We start from the raw sequence: 16,744 nt of genomic DNA, 5'->3' as shown, positions 1-16,744 counted from the left end.
AACTATTTGTCCGAAATCGCCGTGGAGCCTCTCAACCTGATCGAATCGTTTGTGCTCAGCGCAGAGCACCTGAGCTTCTCGGCGGCGGCGCGCCAGCTCGGCCTGACACCGGCCGCCGTGAGCAAGAACGTGGCGCGGCTCGAGACCTCGCTGGGTCTGCGGCTCTTTCAGCGCAGCACGCGCAAGCTCACGCTGACGACCGAAGGCGAGAAGCTGTTGCGCGAAGTCGCCGCGCCGTTCACCGCGCTGCAAGATGCGTTTGCCGGTGCTGCCGTCCAGGACGGCAGGCCGGCGGGCACGCTCAAGGTGAGTTTGGGACTGGCATTCGGCCGCGAATATCTGGTGCCCTTGCTGGGCGAATTCCTCGAGCACTATCCGGCGATAGTGCCGGATTGGCACTTCGATAACCGGCCCGTCGATCTGATCGCCGACGGCTTCGATGTCGCCATCGGCGGCGGCATTGAACTGACGCCGGGAATCGTGGCGCGCGAGTTGGCGCGCACGCATGTGATCGTGGCGGCATCACCCGCTTATATGGCGACGCGCACGATGCCGAGGCACCCATCCGAACTGAGCGCGTTCGACGGAATCGTTCGCCGCTCGTCGACAACAGGCCGGTTGCGCGCGTGGACGCTGCAGAACCATGTGGGCGAGCAGTACCAGGCGGAGTGCCGCACGCGCATGATCTTCGACGACCCCGAAGCGATCGCGCACGCAGCGATGCACGGCCAGGGCGTCGCCTTCCTGCCGATGCCGCACGCAGCGCCCTGGCTCGCAAGCGGCGCGCTGATGCGTCTCTTGCCGGCGTGGTACGCGGACCAGGGACCGATATCGATCTACTACCCGAACAAAAAACTGTTGCCGGCGAGGACGCGCGTGTTTATCGATTTCGTCGTCGATGCATTTCGAAAGCAGAAGCTGGCCGCGAAATTCGACGGCCGATAAGGCGGCGCGTGTCCACCTATAACGCACATGCTACGATTATCTGCCGTCATCTCAGCGAGCTTTCCGCACGCATGCTCAGACTCGTTTATGTGCTTGTTTCAGCAGCGCTCGCCGCGCCGCTGTCGGCTTTCGCATTCGGAGGCGGGAATCCCGAGTACGACCAATGCATTCTGAATTCGCTCGCGAATAGCCAGAGCAATTACGCGGCGCGCGCCATTACCAATTCGTGCATCGCGCTCTACAAAAACGGTGCACTGCTGTTGCCGCGCGAAAGGGCCTATCACGTGTGCGTCTTGCAGAATGTGCAGAGCGTGCGAGGCGCGTTTGCAGTCAACGAAATATTGCACGCGTGCCGTCGGCAGAATCCTATGTGACGCGATGCCGACTCACGTTGCGCAACCGCGCTTGTTCTAATCAACCCGCCGATCTAAAGCGCGACGCTCTCGAGCCGCGACGCCAGAAACTCCACGAATAGCCGCGTGCGCGCAGGCAGGCGCCGCGTAGGCAACCATAGCGCCTGCAACGGCAGCGGCGACAGTTCATAGTCGGTCAGGATCAGTTCCACGCGACGCTGCTGCACCAGTTCGCCAATCTGCCAGTACGCGGCGCGGCCAATGCCGAGACCGCTCGCAACGGCATCGTTGATCGCCGCCGTGCTGTTGCTTTCGAAGCGCCCGCGCACCTGCACCGACTCCTCCACTCCGCGTTTGCTGCGATAGCGCCACAGCGAGGCTTCCGGTAATGACGAGCGGACCACGCAATCATGCTGCTTCAAATCAGCCGGCCGCAGCGGACGCCCGCGCGCCTCGAGATAAGCGGGCGACGCGAACGTCACCCGGCGGATGGTGCCGAGCCGCCGCGCAATCAGATTCGAGTCAGGCGTCTCGCCGATACGGATGGTGACGTCCGCGCCGCTCGTCGCCGGATCGTCGTACTCCTCGGACAGATCGAGCGACGCCGTAAGTCGCGGATAGCGCGCGAGAAACGCCGCCACCAGCGGCGCGAGATAGCGCGGACCGAAGAGCGTCGGACCGCAGATACGCAGACGCCCCGACACCGTAGTTGCGTGCTCGGCCAGTTCGGCGCGCGCCATCGCCAGATCGGCGAGCACCTGCTTGATGCGCGTGTAGAACTGCTCGCCCGCCGTGGTGAGCCGGCACTGCCGCGTGGTGCGCGCGACGAGCAGCGTTCCCGCCTCGCGCTCGAGCACTTGCAGCGAGCGGCTGACCGCTTGCAACGACCGGTCGAGCCGTCGCGCGGCTGCAGTCAGGTTGCCTTCCTCGGCAATCGCGACAAAAACCTCGAGGTCGCGCAGCGATCCATTATCCATTTTTGCGGGAGAAAGAGTCATTTTCCGCCCCGATTATCTATCAGATAAGCGCGAGTAGCATACGAAGCATCGTTCTCGCGGAGCCACCTGCGTATGCCATCGACCAATCAGAGTCCTGCCGCCGTTGCGACGCCCGCATCCATCGCGACGCGCCCTTATGCGATTGCCGTCGGCATCGCGGTACTCGGTTTGTACGCGTCGCAAGCGCTCGTCAACGATCTGGCCACGTCTGTCGGACTCGGCGCGTGGGCCAACATGGTGACGATGCTGACGCTCACCGGCTACGCCGCCGGCCTGCTGCTTCTCGTGCCGCTGGTCGACCTGTTGCCGAACCGGCCGCTCATCATCGCGACGCTCGGCGCGCAAGTGTTGGCGCTCGCCGTTCTCGCCGCCGCTCGCGAGCCGGTGGTCTTCCTCGCGGCGTCGTTTTTCGTCGGGCTGACGTCGAGTGCGATACAGATGCTCGTCCCCGTCGTCGCATCGCAAGCGCCGGAGGCCGATCGCGGCCGCGTCGTCGGCGATGTGATGAGCGGCCTGATGCTCGGGGTGCTGTTGTCGCGGCCGGCCGCGAGCCTGATCGCCGGCGCGTTCGGCTGGCGCAGCTACTACGCGATCGACGCCGCCGCGCTTGCCGTCATGTCGGCATGGCTGTGGACGCATGTGCCCGATCGGCGTCCCGTTCATCAAAGCTCGTATGCCGCGTTGATCGGCTCGCTGCTGCATCTGATCCGCGACGAACCGGTGCTGCGGCGGCGCGCGCTGTACCAGGGTCTGTTGATGGTGTCGTTCAACCTGTTCTGGACGAGCGTGGCTTTGAAGCTCGCGAGCGCGCCGCTGCGGCTCGGCCATGTCGGGGTGGGTCTGTTCGCGCTGGCCGGCGCGGGCAGCACGATCATCGCGCCGGTCGCGGGACGTCTTGGCGACCGTGGCCTCGACCGGCAAGCGACCATCGCCTTCCACTCGATCGTCGTATTGGCAAGCTGCATCGCGCTGCTCGGCGGAAGCAGCGGCCTGCCGCCGGCCGCTTCGCTCGCGCTCCTCGTGCTCGCGGCGCTGCTGCTCGATCTCGGCGTAATCGGCGATCAGGCGATGGGGCGCCGCGCGGTCAATCTGCTCAACCCGCAGGCACGCGGCCGCGTGAACGGCCTTTTCACCGGACTCTTTTTCGTCGGCAGCGCAATCGGTGCGCTGCTCGCGGGGCCCGCATGGGCGTTCGGCCATTGGATGGGTGTGTGCATCGCCGCCGCGGCATTTGCGCTCGCGGCTAGCGTACTGCATGTCGTGCAGACCGCGGCGCCGACGCGAACGTCGCGCACGGCGCCTTCTGGTGCCGAGCCACGCCCTTGATATCGCACCTTCTCACTTGAGGACAAACCGATCATGGATGCAACCCGTTCTACTTTCCGCTATTCGACCGTGAACGTCGACGGCGTCGACATTTTCTATCGCGAGGCAGGGCCGAAGGACGCGCCGACCCTTCTACTGCTGCATGGCTTTCCATCGTCTTCGCGGATGTACGAACCACTCATGCCGTTTCTCGCGCCGGAGTTTCGCGTTATCGCGCCGGACTATCCGGGCTTCGGCAATAGCGAGGCGCCTTCGCCCGAAAGCTACGCGTATACGTTCGACAACATCGCGCGATCCATCGAACTGTTCACCGATGCGTTAAAGCTCGATCGCTACGTGCTGTTCATGGCCGACTATGGCGGCCCGGTAGGATTCCGGCTTGCGATGGCCCGGCCCGACAAAGTGAAGGGCATCGTGATTCAGAATGCCGTTGCGCATGAAGAAGGACTCGGACCGCTGTGGGAAACGCGCAAGGCGTTCTGGAAAGACCGCGCGCAACACGAAGCGAGCTTGCGGGCCAATCTCGCCTCGCCGGATGCGTTGAAGCTGCGGCACGTGGGCACGAGCCCGAACCCACAGCGCTACGACCCGGACAACTGGCGCGACGAAGAACAGTTTCTTGCGCGCCCTGGACAGGCCGCCATTCAGACCGACCTCTTCTACGATTACCGCACGAATCTTGAATCGTATCCGCGCTGGCAAGCGTGGTTGCGTGAGCATCGGCCGCCTACGCTCGTGACCTGGGGCAAGTATGATCCGTCGTTCACCGTGCATGGCGCCCACGCCTACAAGCGCGACGTTCCGGACGCCGAAGTGCATGTGCTCGATGCCGGCCACTTCGCGCTGGAAGAAGCGAGCGACGACATCGCTGCGTTGACGCTCGATTTCATGCGGCGGGTGTGGGCACCGTGAGACAGTATGCATCGCGCATCAACGACTATCGACCCGTGCTCTTTGATTAAAAAATTAATGTAGCGCCGGCTTTATTGTCCTTGTCAGATAGCTACCACAGCACGCTTTCATGACAGGTAAATAACGAACAGCCCGCGATGCGCACTGCGTTTACCGATACGGTCCAGGAGAGCTTCACCACGCTCACGCCGACAGCCAAGCGCATTGCCACCTATATGCTGGCGAATCTCGATCGGCTCGGCCTTGAGACGGCCGATCAGATCGCGCAGCAAACGGGAACAAGCGGCATTTCCGTTGGACGCTTTCTGCGCAGCGTCGGCTATCGCAATCTGGATGACCTGAAGCGCGAGTTGCGCGGCGCACAAACGCGTCCGTGGTTCATTACCGACCGGCTCGACGAGTATCGCAGCGAGCGCCACGACGAACACTCGGAGGGCATGAGCCGGCAGCATGCGGCACTCGCACGGTCGCTCGATCTCGAAGTCGATGCGGTGCGCTACGTCTATCAGCTCGCAGAAAGCGAAGCATTTGGCCGCGTCACTCAACATGTTGCGACGGCGGACGCGGTCTATATCGTCGGCATTCAATCGACTCGCGGCATATCGAACGCGTTCTTCAGCTACCTCGAATATCTGCGCCCGCGTGTGTTCTATTCCGACGGCATGTCGGGTTCCTATGTGGATTCATTGAACTCCGAATTCGCTTCGCCCTATCTGATTGTGACGGACACGCGCGCCTATTCGCGCATCGCACGCCGTTATTGCGAAGCCGCGGCGCAGCGCAACATCGCGTTTGCGCTCGTCACCGATCTTTATTGCCCGTGGGCGCGCGACTTCAATTGCGATCTGTTGCAAGTGAAGACGGATGTCGGCCAGTTCTGGGATTCCCTTGCGCCGCTCACGTGTCTGTTCAATCTCTTGCTGAGCTCGATTGTCGAGCACCTCGGCCCTGCCATCGACGAGCGCGTTGCGCGTAACCGCGAACTGCAACGCGAACTCGATCAGTTCGAATTCTGACCACCATGACCGACAAACATCGCCTGATACACATTACGCACGACACGCATCGTGTGGACATCGACCTCGTTTATGCGACGCCGCGCAACTTCACCGGCAAGCCGATTTACCGCGAAGCGCATTGCCTGCTGCTCGAACCGGCCGAAGCCGCATTGCGTAAAGCCGTCGAACTCGCGGAGAGCATAGGCATGAGCTTGCTCATCTTCGACGCGTACCGTCCGCCTCAAGCGCAAAAAGTACTGTGGGACTTTCTGCCCGATCCGACTTACATCGCGGAACTCGGCCGCGGCTCCAACCATAGCCGGGGCACGGCTATCGATCTCACGCTGATAGACGGCAATGGCGAACCGCTCGACATGGGCACCGGTTTCGATGAAATGGTGAAAGCCTCGGAACACTTTCACCACGGCCTGCCGCAACACGTGCAGCGCAATCGGCTGCTGCTGCTCGGCATCATGCACGCAGCCGGCTTTACGCACATCGCAAGCGAATGGTGGCATTACGAATTGCCTGGCTCGCGCGCGCTGCCGGTCATCGACAACAGCGAGAGCGGCCCATTGAAGTTGATGTGATTGGTTTCCGGCTGTCCATTTGCAGGTTCTCTTCCTTTAGATACGGAGCGAGTATGAATCTGGTTTTGCGCAATGCGCTGGCAGCAGTCGCGGTGGTATCCGCGCTGACATTTTCCGTCACCATGACAGGCAGCGCGCTCGCGGCGACGCCGAAAGACATGCTTGTCATGGCCACGACGCTCGACGAGTTCTCGACACTCGATCCCGGCGAAGTCTATGAACTGGTGCCCGAGGAATACGTCGCGAATACCTATGACCGTCTTGTGCGAGTCGATCTGAAAGACCCGTCGAAATTCAATGGCGACGTCGCACAATCGTGGAGCGTGAGTCCCGACGGTCTCACGTTCACTTTCAAGATTCGCTCTGGCCTCAAGTTCCATTCGGGCAATCCGCTCACGGCCGATGATGTCGCGTGGTCGATCCAGCGCTGCGTGCTGCTGGATAAAGGCGCTGCCGCCGTGCTGCAAGGCATTGGCCTCACCAAAGACAACGCGCTGCAGAAAGTCCAAAAGATCGACGACTCGACAGTCAGCATCACGACCGATCAGAAATACGCGCCCACCTTTGTACTCAATGTTCTCGGCGCGTGGCCCGCATCGGTGCTCGATAAAAAGCTGCTGATGTCGCATCAGAAAGGCAACGACTTCGGCAACGAATGGCTGCGCACGAACGAGGCCGGATCGGGCGCATACAAGCTCGTCAAATGGACCGCCAACGACAGCATCATTCTGCAGAAATACGACGATTACCGCATGCCGCTCGCGATGAAGCGCATCGTGCTTCGTCACGTTCCCGAAGCGTCGAGCCAGCGCCTGCTGCTGGAAAATGGCGATGCTGACGTCGCGCGCAATCTGAGTCCCGACGATCTCGCGGCATTGACGAAATCCAACAAGGCGCATGTGATGGCCGTGCCGCAAGCGACACTGCTCTATCTCGGTCTGAACGTGAAGAACCCGAATCTCGCGAAGCCGGAAGTACAGGAAGCAATGAAATGGCTGATCGATTACAACGGCATTCAGACGAACGTCGTGAAGACGACTTATAAGGTTCATCAAACGTTCTTGCCGGAAGGTTTTCTCGGCGCACTCAACAGCAACCCCTATCACCAGGACGTTGCGAAGGCGAAGGCACTGCTCGCCAAAGCAGGCTTGCCGAACGGCTTTAGCGTCACGATGGATGTGCGCAGCGCCTATCCGTACAACGAAATTGCACAGGCAGTGCAAGCCAATCTGGCTCAAGGCGGAATCAAAGTCGAGATCATTCCTGGCGATAACAAGCAGACGCTCGCGAAGTATCGCGCGCGTCAGCATGACATTTATATTGGCGAATGGTCCGCCGACTATATCGACCCGCACAGCAATGCGCAGGGCTACGCATGGAATCCGGACAACTCCGACAAGTCCTCGTACAAGATGCTCGCATGGCGTAATTCGTGGGACATTCCCGATCTGACGAAACAGACCAACGCCGCGCTTGCCGAGTCGTCCACCACAAAACGCGCACAGCTTTATCAGGCGATGCAAAAAGACATGCTCGCGCATTCGCCGTTCGTCATCATGTTCCAGCAGGTATCGCAGGTAGCAATGCGTCCTGGCGTGTCAGGGCTCGAAGTGGGGCCGATCAACGACCTCGTTTCGTATCTGCACGTGAAGAAGCAGTAATCGCCTGGCGGCGCTGGATCATGTCGACAACCCTGACTCCTATCGACCGCATTCGCGCCGTGTCCGCGCGCCGCGCAAGCGTGCGTTGGACACTGCGCGTGCTGCGCTGGGCGCTCACGCTCGCCATCACGTTTACGGGCCTGCTTGCCGTGACGTTTGTGATTGGCCGCAAGGTGCCGATCGACCCTGTGCTCGCGATACTCGGTGATCGCGCGTCGGCGGCCGCCTATGCGGCCGCGCGTATCCAGTTGGGTCTCGACAAGCCGCTTGCCGAGCAATTCCTGATCTACGTGAATGCGGTATTGCATGGCGACCTCGGCATGTCGCTGCTGACGGCCAAGCCCGTGCTCGACGACATCCGCCGCGTCTTTCCCGCGACGCTCGAACTGGCGACGCTCGCGACCATCGTCGGCGTATTGGTCGGCGTGCCGCTCGGCGTCGTGGCGGCGACGCGGCATAACCGCTGGATCGATCACGTTGCGCGCTTCGTGGGGCTGATCGGCAGTTCCGTGCCTGTATTCTGGCTCGGCCTGATGGGACTGTTGCTGTTCTACGCGAAGCTGCATTGGGTGTCGGGCCCTGGCAGACTCGACCCGGTGTTCGACGGCATGGTGGACTCGCGCACAGGCAGCCTGCTCGTCGATTCGCTGATGGCTGGCGAATGGGACGTGTTCTTCAATGCGATCTCACACGTCGCGTTGCCTGCCGCGATACTCGGTTACTACTCCGTTGCGTATCTGAGTCGAATGACGCGCTCGTTCATGCTCGATCAGTTGAACCAGGAGTACATCACGACGGCGCGCGCGAAGGGCGTGCCCGAACGGCGCGTCGTGTGGGTGCATGCGTTTGGGAATATCGCGGTGCCGCTGCTCACGGTGATCGCGCTTTCGTATAGCTTCCTGCTCGAAGGTTCGGTGCTCACCGAGATCGTATTTGCGTGGCCCGGCATTGGATCGTATCTGACGGGTGCGCTGCTCAATGCCGACATGAATGCCGTACTCGGCAGCACGCTCGTGATAGGCGCTACTTTCATCGCGTTGAATCTGCTCACCGACGCGCTCTATCGCGTGTTCGATCCGCGCGCCCGCTGATGCAAAGGAGACTACTTACGTGCGTCCTCCTCTCGAACATTCGACGCAGGACTGGCCGATGAATGCGCCGCGCCTTTCGTGGAAGCAATGGCTGCTCACCGACACGCCCGAGTCGCGCAAGCAGGCCGCGTTGGGCCTCGCCTATCGACGCTGGCGGCGTTTTGCGGGTAATCCTTTATCCGTGTTCGGCTTCGCGATTCTGATGGTACTCGTGATCGTCGCGATCATCGGACCGTGGATCGCGCCACATGATCCGTTGCGCCAGGTGCTGTCCGACCGCTTGCTGCCACCGGGCTCGGCATCGCATTGGCTCGGCACCGATCAGCTTGGGCGCGATATTCTCTCGCGCATCATTTATGGCTCGCGACTGACTCTGTCGATAGCGATCCTCGTGGTCGTGGTGGTCGTGCCAATCGGCCTGATGATCGGCACGACCGCGGGCTTCTTCGGCGGCTGGGTCGATAACGTGCTGATGCGCATCACCGATATTGCGCTCGCGTTTCCGAAGATCGTGCTCGCGCTTGCGTTCGCCGCGGCGCTCGGGCCCGGCGTGATCAACGCGGTGATCGCGATTTCCATCACCGCGTGGCCCGCGTATGCGCGTCTCGCGCGCGCCGAGACGTTGAGGCTCGTGCAGGCCGACTTCATTCAGATCGCGCGTCTGCAAGGCGCGTCGAATCTGCGCATTTTGCTGCGCTATGTGATGCCGCTGTGCATGTCGTCCGTGATCGTGCGCGCCACGCTCGACATGGCGGGCATCATTCTCACTGTCGCGGGTCTCGGCTTTCTCGGGCTCGGCGCGCAACCGCCGAGTCCCGAATGGGGCTTCATGGTCGCTTCCGGCCGCAACGTGCTGCTCGATTCATGGTGGGTCGCGACGCTCCCAGGTTTCGCGATCCTGCTCGTGAGCCTCGCGTTCAACCTGCTCGGCGACGGATTGCGCGACGTGTTCGATCCGCGTCACGGAGACTGACATGCGCAACGACGAAGCGGATGCACCGCTGTGTGAAATCGACGATCTGCGCATTGCCTTTCGCGCGCACGACGGCACGCTGAATGAAGCGGTGCGGGGTTTGTCGTTGACGTTGAAGAAGGGCGAGCGACTCGGCATCGTCGGCGAATCGGGTTCTGGAAAGTCGCTCACGGGCCGCGCGCTGCTCGGCTTGTTGCCGCCCGCCGCGCATTGCACGGCCAAACAGTTGCGCTTCGACGGACACGACATGCTGACCATGCCGACGGACAAACGCCGCCGTTTCTGCGGCTCACAAATGGGCATGGTGCTGCAGGACCCGAAGTATTCGCTCAACCCGGTCATGACCGTCGAGCAGCAGATGCGCGAAGCGTTCGCGTTGCACGAGCCGAAGCTTGGCCGCCGTGCAATGCGGGCAAAAGTCATTGCGGCGCTCGAGTCCGTGCATATCCGCAATCCTCAACGCGTCGCCCGCTCTTATCCGCATGAACTATCGGGCGGCATGGGCCAACGCGTGATGATCGCGATGATGGTTTCAACAGGCCCGCGTCTGCTGATCGCCGACGAGCCGACGAGCGCACTCGATGTACTCGTCTCGATGCAAGTGCTGGCCGTGCTCGATGAGCTGATCGAAAAGCATCAGACTGGCCTCATCTTCATCAGTCACGACCTGCCGCTCGTGATGTCGTTCTGCGACCGCGTGGTCGTGATGTACGCCGGCCGCGTCATCGAAACGTGCGCCGCGCGCGATCTGATTCACGCGCAGCATCCTTATACTCGCGGGCTGCTTGCGGCGAATCCGCCGCTTGTCGACCCACCCGCCGAATTGCCCGTGCTCTCGCGCGACGCCGCGTGGCTCAGCGAGATCGGCGACGTCAGCGACATCGGCCAGCAGCAAGGAGCGTCGCTATGATCCGCGTCGATGCACTGACCGTGCGCTTTAAGACGGCTGCCGGACTCTTCGATGCGGTACGCGGTGCGAGCTTTCATGTCGAGGCCGGTGAAGTCTTCGGTCTCGTCGGTGAATCGGGCTCCGGCAAGTCGACTATTCTTCGCGCGCTGAGCGGACTCGCGCCGGCTGCCGAAGGGTCCGTGCACATCGCCGGAGCGGATCGCGACATGCGCGGGCGCCATGTGCAGATGGTCTTTCAGGACCCGTATGGCTCGCTGCATCCGCGCTTCACCGTCGATCAGACGCTGCGCGAACCGCTCAACATAAACGGAATCGGCGGCGAGGAAGCGCGCATTGTGAATGCGCTGCGTGAAGTCGGCCTCGATCCGTCGTATCGCTTTCGCTATCCGCATCAATTGTCGGGCGGACAGCGACAGCGCGTTGCGATCGCGCGCGCGTTGATTGTCGAGCCGCGCGTGTTGCTTCTCGATGAACCGACTTCCGCGCTCGACGTCTCCGTGCAAGCCGAAATCCTCAACCTCCTCAAGCGCCTGCATCGCGAGCGGAATCTCACGATGATTCTCGTCAGCCACAACCTGGCGGTAGTCGGCTTTCTGTGCTCGCGCGTGGCGATCATGCGCAATGGAGAGATCATAGAAGAGCTGCCGATCGAGAAGATTCGCGCGCAGCAGGTCGAGAGCGAGTACTCGCGCACTCTGTTGCTCGCGACCGGCGGTTATCAGCGCAAGGCCGTCGAAGCATTGGGCGTGGATGCGTCTTTATGAAAGATCGCGTCGAAGCAACCGCCGACTCGCGCTCGCGCGCAGCAGGAGTATTTGTCCCGATTGCTTCGTGTTGCCCTGCTGTGCCGTAATGCGGACAGGGACCGTCGAGAAAGTTAAAGACGGAGCGTTATCAGTCTTCCTGGCGGCCGTTCGCGGACGCCATAGCAGTGACCTCATGCTTGCCGACAAAAAGGAGAAGACATGCGTTTTGCTAAGACTTTCACCCCTATCGCAGTTGCAGTTGCGGCACTGCTCGCCGTCGCACCGCTCGCCTCTCGCGCGGAGACGGTCGTCAAAATCGGCTTTGCGGCACCGCTCACGGGGCCCAACGCCAGTTACGGCAAAGACCTGCAGAACGGCGTCAAAATGGCGCTCGACGACGCGAAAGCGCAAGGCGTCAAGATCAACGGCCAGCCTGTCTCGTTCGAACTCGTCTCCGAAGACGATCAGGCCGACCCGCGTGTCGGCGTGCAGGTCGCGCAAAAGCTCGTGGATGGAGGCGTGTCGGTTGTCGTCGGGCACTTCAATTCCGGCACGACCATTCCCGCTTCGGATCTCTACGAGAAAGCGGGCTTGCCCGTCATCGATCCGGCGGCCACTAACCCTGTCATCAGCAGCCGCGGCTACAAGAACGTCTTCATGGTGATTTCGAGCGACGCGCAAAACGCCGGCACCGCAGGCGCCTATGCAGTGACGACGACGAAGGCCAAGCGCATCGCGGTGATCGACGACCGCACGGCCTTCGGTCAAGGCGAAGCCGATGAGTTCGTGAAGGCAGTGAAGGCGCACGGCGGCGACATCATCGATCGCGAATACACGACGAATCAGGCGACGGACTTCAAGACGCAGCTCACGAACCTAAAGAGCAAGAACCCCGATCTGATTTTCGTGGGCGCGCTCAATCCGCAAGCGGCCGGCATCATGAAGCAGATGAACCAGCTCGGCCTCAAGGCGCAGTACGTGGGCGGCGGCGGAGTGAAGGACGTCGACTTTATCAAGCTCGCGGGCAACGTGTCGGAAGGCGCAATGGCATGGGAGTACGGGCGCCCGCTCGACAGCACGCCCGTCGGCGCGAAGTTCGCCGAGCGCTTCAAGCAGAAGTTCGGCCAGGACGTGCTCTCGTATGCGCCGTTCGGCTACGACGCCGCGTGGACCGCGATCAAGGCGATGCAGGCAGCCAATTCGACCAAGCCCGACGACTACCGCGCGAAGCTGCAAAGCATCAACTTCGAAGGCATCACAGGGCAGATCGAGTTCAACGCGAACGGCTCGCTTAAGACCGGTTCTTCCACGCTTTATCAGGTGAAGAACGGACAGTGGGTGACGGTGAAGACGGTTAGTGGGCTTTGAGGGTTGGGGGCGTTGTTGAGTGAGAGTCAACTCAACGACGCCTCGAACACGCGCCGATAGTTGCCGCCTAGTAGGTGTCCGGTTTCTGTTTGGGAGAAGCCGGTGGCGAGCAATCGCCTCGCCGGCAATCCCGTGGTTAGTAAAGCAGTGGAAATGAAGACGCAAAAAAGCAGTAGCAGCCTTAGGATCGTCCTGAGGTTATGGACGGCGCTGCCTGTACTGGTTGCATCGCGCCGTCCAAGGTATCTTTGAACCGGCACCTGTCGCGTTCATTGCCCGTCACGCAGACTCATTCGACCCGGGTAGGCCCGCCATCCTCGCGTCCCATCACGATCCACGTCACCGGACCTTCGCGACCATCCCGACCGATGCCATCGGGGAACGTATCGCCCTCCCTGAACATGCGCTCCTGGACGAACGCGCCCGGCGATTCCAGCACGCCCCACCGGCCCGTGTGCGGGCAGCGCTCGCCGGTCTTGCGTGAGATATGTGGCTTCGGTGTATCGGCAGAACGCGCGGCGGCCTGCTGCTGACGCGCGTAGTCCACGAGGTCCTTCGGGTACACAAGGTTGTCCCGATAGCTGCTGTCGTCAATGTCCCACAACACCGTTACCAGCGCGGCTTCGAGGCACCAGTAGCCGAAGTACAGGCCGTCCGTGTGGGCACCATGCCAGTAGGTCGGCTTCATGCCCTTGTACCAGCCGTCTACGAATTCCTTCACCAGCGCAGGCCGTTCTTCAGGCGTTCGCACCGTCGCACTTGCCAGCGGTCGATACGGCACCGCGTGAAGCACCACGCGCGGCGCTTCGACGTGCGTACCCGTCAGCGCCTGCACTACGTTTTCGAAGAGGCCATCACGCCCGCGGTTGTACTTGTGCGTCTTGTCCACCCAGCCGATCACCGTCGGAATGAACTCCGGATGACCCAGAAGCCGGGACAATGCCAGCAGCCAGAACACGTACACATAGGCGTCCAGCTGGGTGATTTCCAGCGTGTCCGCTACGTTTTCTGGCGGGTTCTTGCTGCGCGGCGATACTTCGTGCTGAATGTAGACATCGAAGCGCTCGATGAGGTCCGGCAATTGCGCCTTCAGTTCCTCGATGGGTTGGCCTGCTGTGTAGTTAAGCAGAAGCAGTTGCAGACTCTTTGACGCTATCGCCCACCGAAGGCTTGAATCAGCACCTGGCCCCACGGGTTTGTCGGACGCGAGCGACTCGTAACTCAGCTGAATGCCGTACCTGTAGGCGTCTTCTTCTTCAACGTAATCTTTTTCACTCAGAAACTTTTGTCGCCTGCTTTTGTTAAAGGCACTCATGCAAAACTCCCAGATGTATCAGTCCCAGACTGCGCCGAAGCGAGCTGCAAAGGGTCCTTCAGATTCATTCCCGCCCCTACGACGTCGATCAACACAAACAGCTTTGACGACGAACCGGTTGGGCCAGGCAGGCAGACGAAAATCCAGCGGGCGTATCTATTGATTTTTATTTGGTGCTCTTTGCCCTCCCTTTCTCGGCGAGTCATATCTCCGTTCTTCACGCTTCGATTCAACGCCTGCGGAATCCGTTCTTCAGTCCAAGGCACACTCATCTGCGTTCCGTCGCACGTTTCCCTCAGCCTCCGTTTCACTTCCTTCTGGATACCATCCGTATCGCTCGGGTCGAAAGCTTTCGAGATGTGCTTTGCCTCGAACACCACGAACAGTGGATAGGCTACCGGACTCGTCGCCTCCGGGTTCAGGGTCCTGCTCTGATGATTCGGCGGCCTCATCCTCTCGGGAATGAATACCAGCTTTCCGCCGGGTGGCGGCTCGCTCACGATGTTCGGCATCGGGTTCGGTGCGCTCATATCCCCCTGCTTCTCGAACAGCCCGTCGAGACCGCGGCCCTTCGGTGGATCAACAAGCCGCTTGTAGCCGAGCGACTTCTCCATCAGGGTATAGCCATCGTTCTCGCACTTTGCCCCGTTCTGCTTGTTAACTTCCGTCTGCGGCTTGCACTCATTGTTGACCGTATCGATCTGGACAACGGTCTTTACCTGCGGAGCAGGAATCGCCAGCTTCTTTTGCCGTGCGTAGGCTTCCTGCTGCTGGCGGATCTTTTTTAGCGCCTCGTTTTCCTCGTCGTTCAGACCCGGCGAGTAGATAAGCAGCGTAATCGCGATGATCGTCGGAAGCACTGATAGCTTCGTCAGTAGCTGGGTCAGGGCCGCGCCCCCTGCTTCCGCAGCGGGCGGAAGAACCGGATTTGGCACGTCCGTCACCGGAGCCGGTCTCAGCCACGGTGAACTGTCCGGCGCCACAAACGCAAGCAGGCTTGCCGCTGCCCTCAGCTTGCCGTCTTCCTCCTTCAGCACGCCCAGCCACGCCACGGCTTCGGCCTGCGCTTTCTTCCCGCCTCCCGACCAGTCGAAACTCTCGACATACTGCTTCGCGCTGCCGTAAGCCTGACTGTGCATGAACGCCCGCACGTCCGGCCAGGTCCCACCGTCATTCACGATGCCAAGAAAGATACGCGCGGTGCCGTAACTCGGCATGAAGCCCGAAAAGAAGAACGACAGTTGGTCCGAGGCAAGCGAACGCTCACCGCCACTGAGCACCCACGACAGGAAATCGCGGATCACGTGCAGGAAATCGTCGTCGTCGTGAAACCCCTTGACACGCGACAGCCACTGTCCGGCAATTGCCAGCGCGGACTGCTGCTGGCGAATCCTGTCGATGGGGTAGAACATGGCGAGAAACCTTTCGATTTCGGCCACCGCCATGCGAACGGAGTCTTTCAGGTCCGGCTTGACCTGCGTGACAGGTAACACTCTTGCAATCATCAAAGGAACTTCCGAACGAGGTTGATAGCGGACTGTGCGTCGGTGGCCACATCAGAATCGGTATTGGGACGCTTCGGCTCACCCGCCCACTGACGCGCGTCCTCGCTCAACTCGACAGTCCCCTTACCGGGCGGTACGCCATCGAGGCGCGCAAACCCCTTGTCATCGAGCGTGCCGGACAGCGTGGTGCCATTGCGCAGATGCACCTTGTAGGGCGCGTTCCTGACCGGCTCAAGGTCCTCATAGTGGTGACTGATTTCGAGGAAGTGCGGCAGATCGCCCACCTTGCCGGACGGCAAAACCGGGAGGCCCGGCCCCTGCGACGCCTTCCCCTGCTTCTGTACGGTGATGGTCTTGAAGAACAGGTCGAACGGACCGCCGAGCGTAATGCTGCCGTCCTTCAACTGGATGAACGCGCCGCCGCATTCCAGAATGATTTCCTTGGCCGCTGCAAGATTGATCTTGCCGTTGACGCTGGCAACGTTCAGGTCTCTGTCGGCGATGAACGACATCGGGCCGTCCTGCGCCTGGATTTCGACCGCACCTTTGGCCGCAAAAATCTTGATGCCCAGCTTCTGCGCGAATAGCGAAAGCTTCTCGCCCGCAGCGACCGTGAAGCGCTTCAGCACACTCCAGTCGGCACTCTTTCCGGCGACAGCCGAGATACTGTCCTGCGCCGAAAGCTGCACGCCGCCACCCGCGACAATAGCCGCCGATGCCGGTGTACTCATCAGCAGCGCCGGCTGCTTCAGGCCGTCGAAATCCGCCTTCATCTGCTGCTGCGCATCGGTGTCGGCAGGCTCGGCCTTTGCACCGCTGGCCGAACTGGCCAGCGCCTTTGCCAGTTCCAGCGCGCTCTCAAGCTGCGCGATGGTTTCCTGCATGTCGAGCTGCTGACCGGTTGCAGCAGGGCGGTCATATGCGCTCAGATGCAGTCCCTTGCCCGCGCGATTCACCCCGTAGCCCGATGTCCTCAGCTCATAGCCTTCACCCCTTTGCTCGAGCTTGCTGTTGACGAGGTAGCCGAGATTCAGTTGCGACTTGCCCGAGTGG

Annotated in this window: 16 protein-coding genes; 12 read left to right on the top strand and 4 right to left on the bottom strand. The window is 61.2% G+C overall.

The features are described from left to right. Positions 1 to 21 precede the first annotated feature (21 nt). Complete coding sequence (locus P0D87_RS19540) at positions 22 to 945, top strand: LysR family transcriptional regulator (protein ID WP_053860806.1); 924 nt, start codon at positions 22 to 24, stop codon at positions 943 to 945. 71 nt (positions 946 to 1,016) lie between these two features. Next, the gene (locus P0D87_RS19535) at positions 1,017 to 1,319 is read left to right on the top strand and encodes a VF_A0006 family four-cysteine protein (protein ID WP_053859955.1); all 303 of its coding nucleotides are present in this window, start codon (positions 1,017 to 1,019) and stop codon (positions 1,317 to 1,319) included. A gap of 53 nt (positions 1,320 to 1,372) precedes the next feature. Here P0D87_RS19535 and P0D87_RS19530 read toward each other — a convergent pair whose 3' ends face one another. Then, on the bottom strand, positions 1,373 to 2,296 hold the full coding sequence (locus P0D87_RS19530) for a LysR family transcriptional regulator (protein WP_321175820.1): 924 nt from the start codon (positions 2,294 to 2,296) through the stop codon (positions 1,373 to 1,375). 72 nt (positions 2,297 to 2,368) lie between these two features. Here P0D87_RS19530 and P0D87_RS19525 point away from each other — a divergent pair, with 72 nt between their 5' ends. The 10 genes from P0D87_RS19525 (at position 2,369) to P0D87_RS19480 (ending at position 12,871) form a co-directional block, all read left to right on the top strand. After that, positions 2,369 to 3,622 (top strand): MFS transporter, encoded by a 1,254-nt coding sequence (locus tag P0D87_RS19525; RefSeq protein WP_053859953.1) that lies wholly within the window; start codon positions 2,369 to 2,371, stop codon positions 3,620 to 3,622. A gap of 33 nt (positions 3,623 to 3,655) precedes the next feature. Then, positions 3,656 to 4,534, top strand: coding sequence for an alpha/beta fold hydrolase (locus P0D87_RS19520; RefSeq protein WP_053859952.1), 879 nt, complete (start codon positions 3,656 to 3,658; stop codon positions 4,532 to 4,534). A gap of 137 nt (positions 4,535 to 4,671) precedes the next feature. Further along, on the top strand, positions 4,672 to 5,550 hold the full coding sequence (gene sapR / locus P0D87_RS19515) for a sap1 transcriptional regulator SapR (protein WP_053859951.1): 879 nt from the start codon (positions 4,672 to 4,674) through the stop codon (positions 5,548 to 5,550). A 5-nt stretch (positions 5,551 to 5,555) separates the two neighbouring features. Next, positions 5,556 to 6,122, top strand: coding sequence for a D-alanyl-D-alanine dipeptidase (ddpX, locus tag P0D87_RS19510; protein ID WP_053859950.1), 567 nt, complete (start codon positions 5,556 to 5,558; stop codon positions 6,120 to 6,122). Between the two features lie 53 nt (positions 6,123 to 6,175). Continuing rightward, positions 6,176 to 7,783: an ABC transporter substrate-binding protein gene (locus tag P0D87_RS19505; protein ID WP_053859949.1), complete on the top strand. Its 1,608-nt coding sequence runs from the start codon at positions 6,176 to 6,178 to the stop codon at positions 7,781 to 7,783. Positions 7,784 to 7,803: 20 nt separating this feature from the next. Continuing rightward, positions 7,804 to 8,874 carry an ABC transporter permease gene (locus tag P0D87_RS19500; RefSeq protein ID WP_053859948.1) on the top strand — a complete coding sequence of 357 codons (1,071 nt, stop codon included), beginning with the start codon at positions 7,804 to 7,806 and terminating at the stop codon, positions 8,872 to 8,874. 58 nt (positions 8,875 to 8,932) lie between these two features. Then, complete coding sequence (nikC, locus tag P0D87_RS19495) at positions 8,933 to 9,847, top strand: nickel transporter permease (protein ID WP_053860805.1); 915 nt, start codon at positions 8,933 to 8,935, stop codon at positions 9,845 to 9,847. Between the two features lies 1 nt (position 9,848). Further along, positions 9,849 to 10,757: an ABC transporter ATP-binding protein gene (locus P0D87_RS19490; protein WP_053859947.1), complete on the top strand. Its 909-nt coding sequence runs from the start codon at positions 9,849 to 9,851 to the stop codon at positions 10,755 to 10,757. After that, positions 10,754 to 11,521: an ABC transporter ATP-binding protein gene (locus P0D87_RS19485; RefSeq protein ID WP_053859946.1), complete on the top strand. Its 768-nt coding sequence runs from the start codon at positions 10,754 to 10,756 to the stop codon at positions 11,519 to 11,521. The genes P0D87_RS19490 and P0D87_RS19485 overlap by 4 nt, the downstream gene beginning before the upstream one ends. Before the next feature lie 201 nt (positions 11,522 to 11,722). Then, positions 11,723 to 12,871, top strand: coding sequence for a branched-chain amino acid ABC transporter substrate-binding protein (locus tag P0D87_RS19480; protein ID WP_006049672.1), 1,149 nt, complete (start codon positions 11,723 to 11,725; stop codon positions 12,869 to 12,871). Between the two features lie 289 nt (positions 12,872 to 13,160). Here P0D87_RS19480 and P0D87_RS19475 read toward each other — a convergent pair whose 3' ends face one another. The 3 genes from P0D87_RS19475 to P0D87_RS19465 all read right to left on the bottom strand — a co-directional run. After that, positions 13,161 to 14,186 (bottom strand): PoNe immunity protein domain-containing protein, encoded by a 1,026-nt coding sequence (locus P0D87_RS19475; RefSeq protein WP_082367146.1) that lies wholly within the window; start codon positions 14,184 to 14,186, stop codon positions 13,161 to 13,163. Further along, positions 14,183 to 15,691: a hypothetical protein gene (locus tag P0D87_RS19470; protein ID WP_053859945.1), complete on the bottom strand. Its 1,509-nt coding sequence runs from the start codon at positions 15,689 to 15,691 to the stop codon at positions 14,183 to 14,185. Before P0D87_RS19470 ends, P0D87_RS19475 begins: the two co-directional genes overlap by 4 nt. After that, positions 15,691 to 16,744: DUF2345 domain-containing protein (locus P0D87_RS19465; RefSeq protein ID WP_408637003.1), on the bottom strand; the 1,054-nt coding region annotated here is incomplete at its 5' end. The genes P0D87_RS19465 and P0D87_RS19470, both read right to left, overlap by 1 nt.

It is taken from the genome of Paraburkholderia sp. RL17-368-BIF-A, from assembly GCF_046054045.1.
Classification (GTDB): domain Bacteria; phylum Pseudomonadota; class Gammaproteobacteria; order Burkholderiales; family Burkholderiaceae; genus Paraburkholderia; species Paraburkholderia graminis.
The sequence above is the reverse complement of the archived record's forward strand: the minus strand, read 5'-3'. Positions and strand labels throughout refer to the sequence as shown.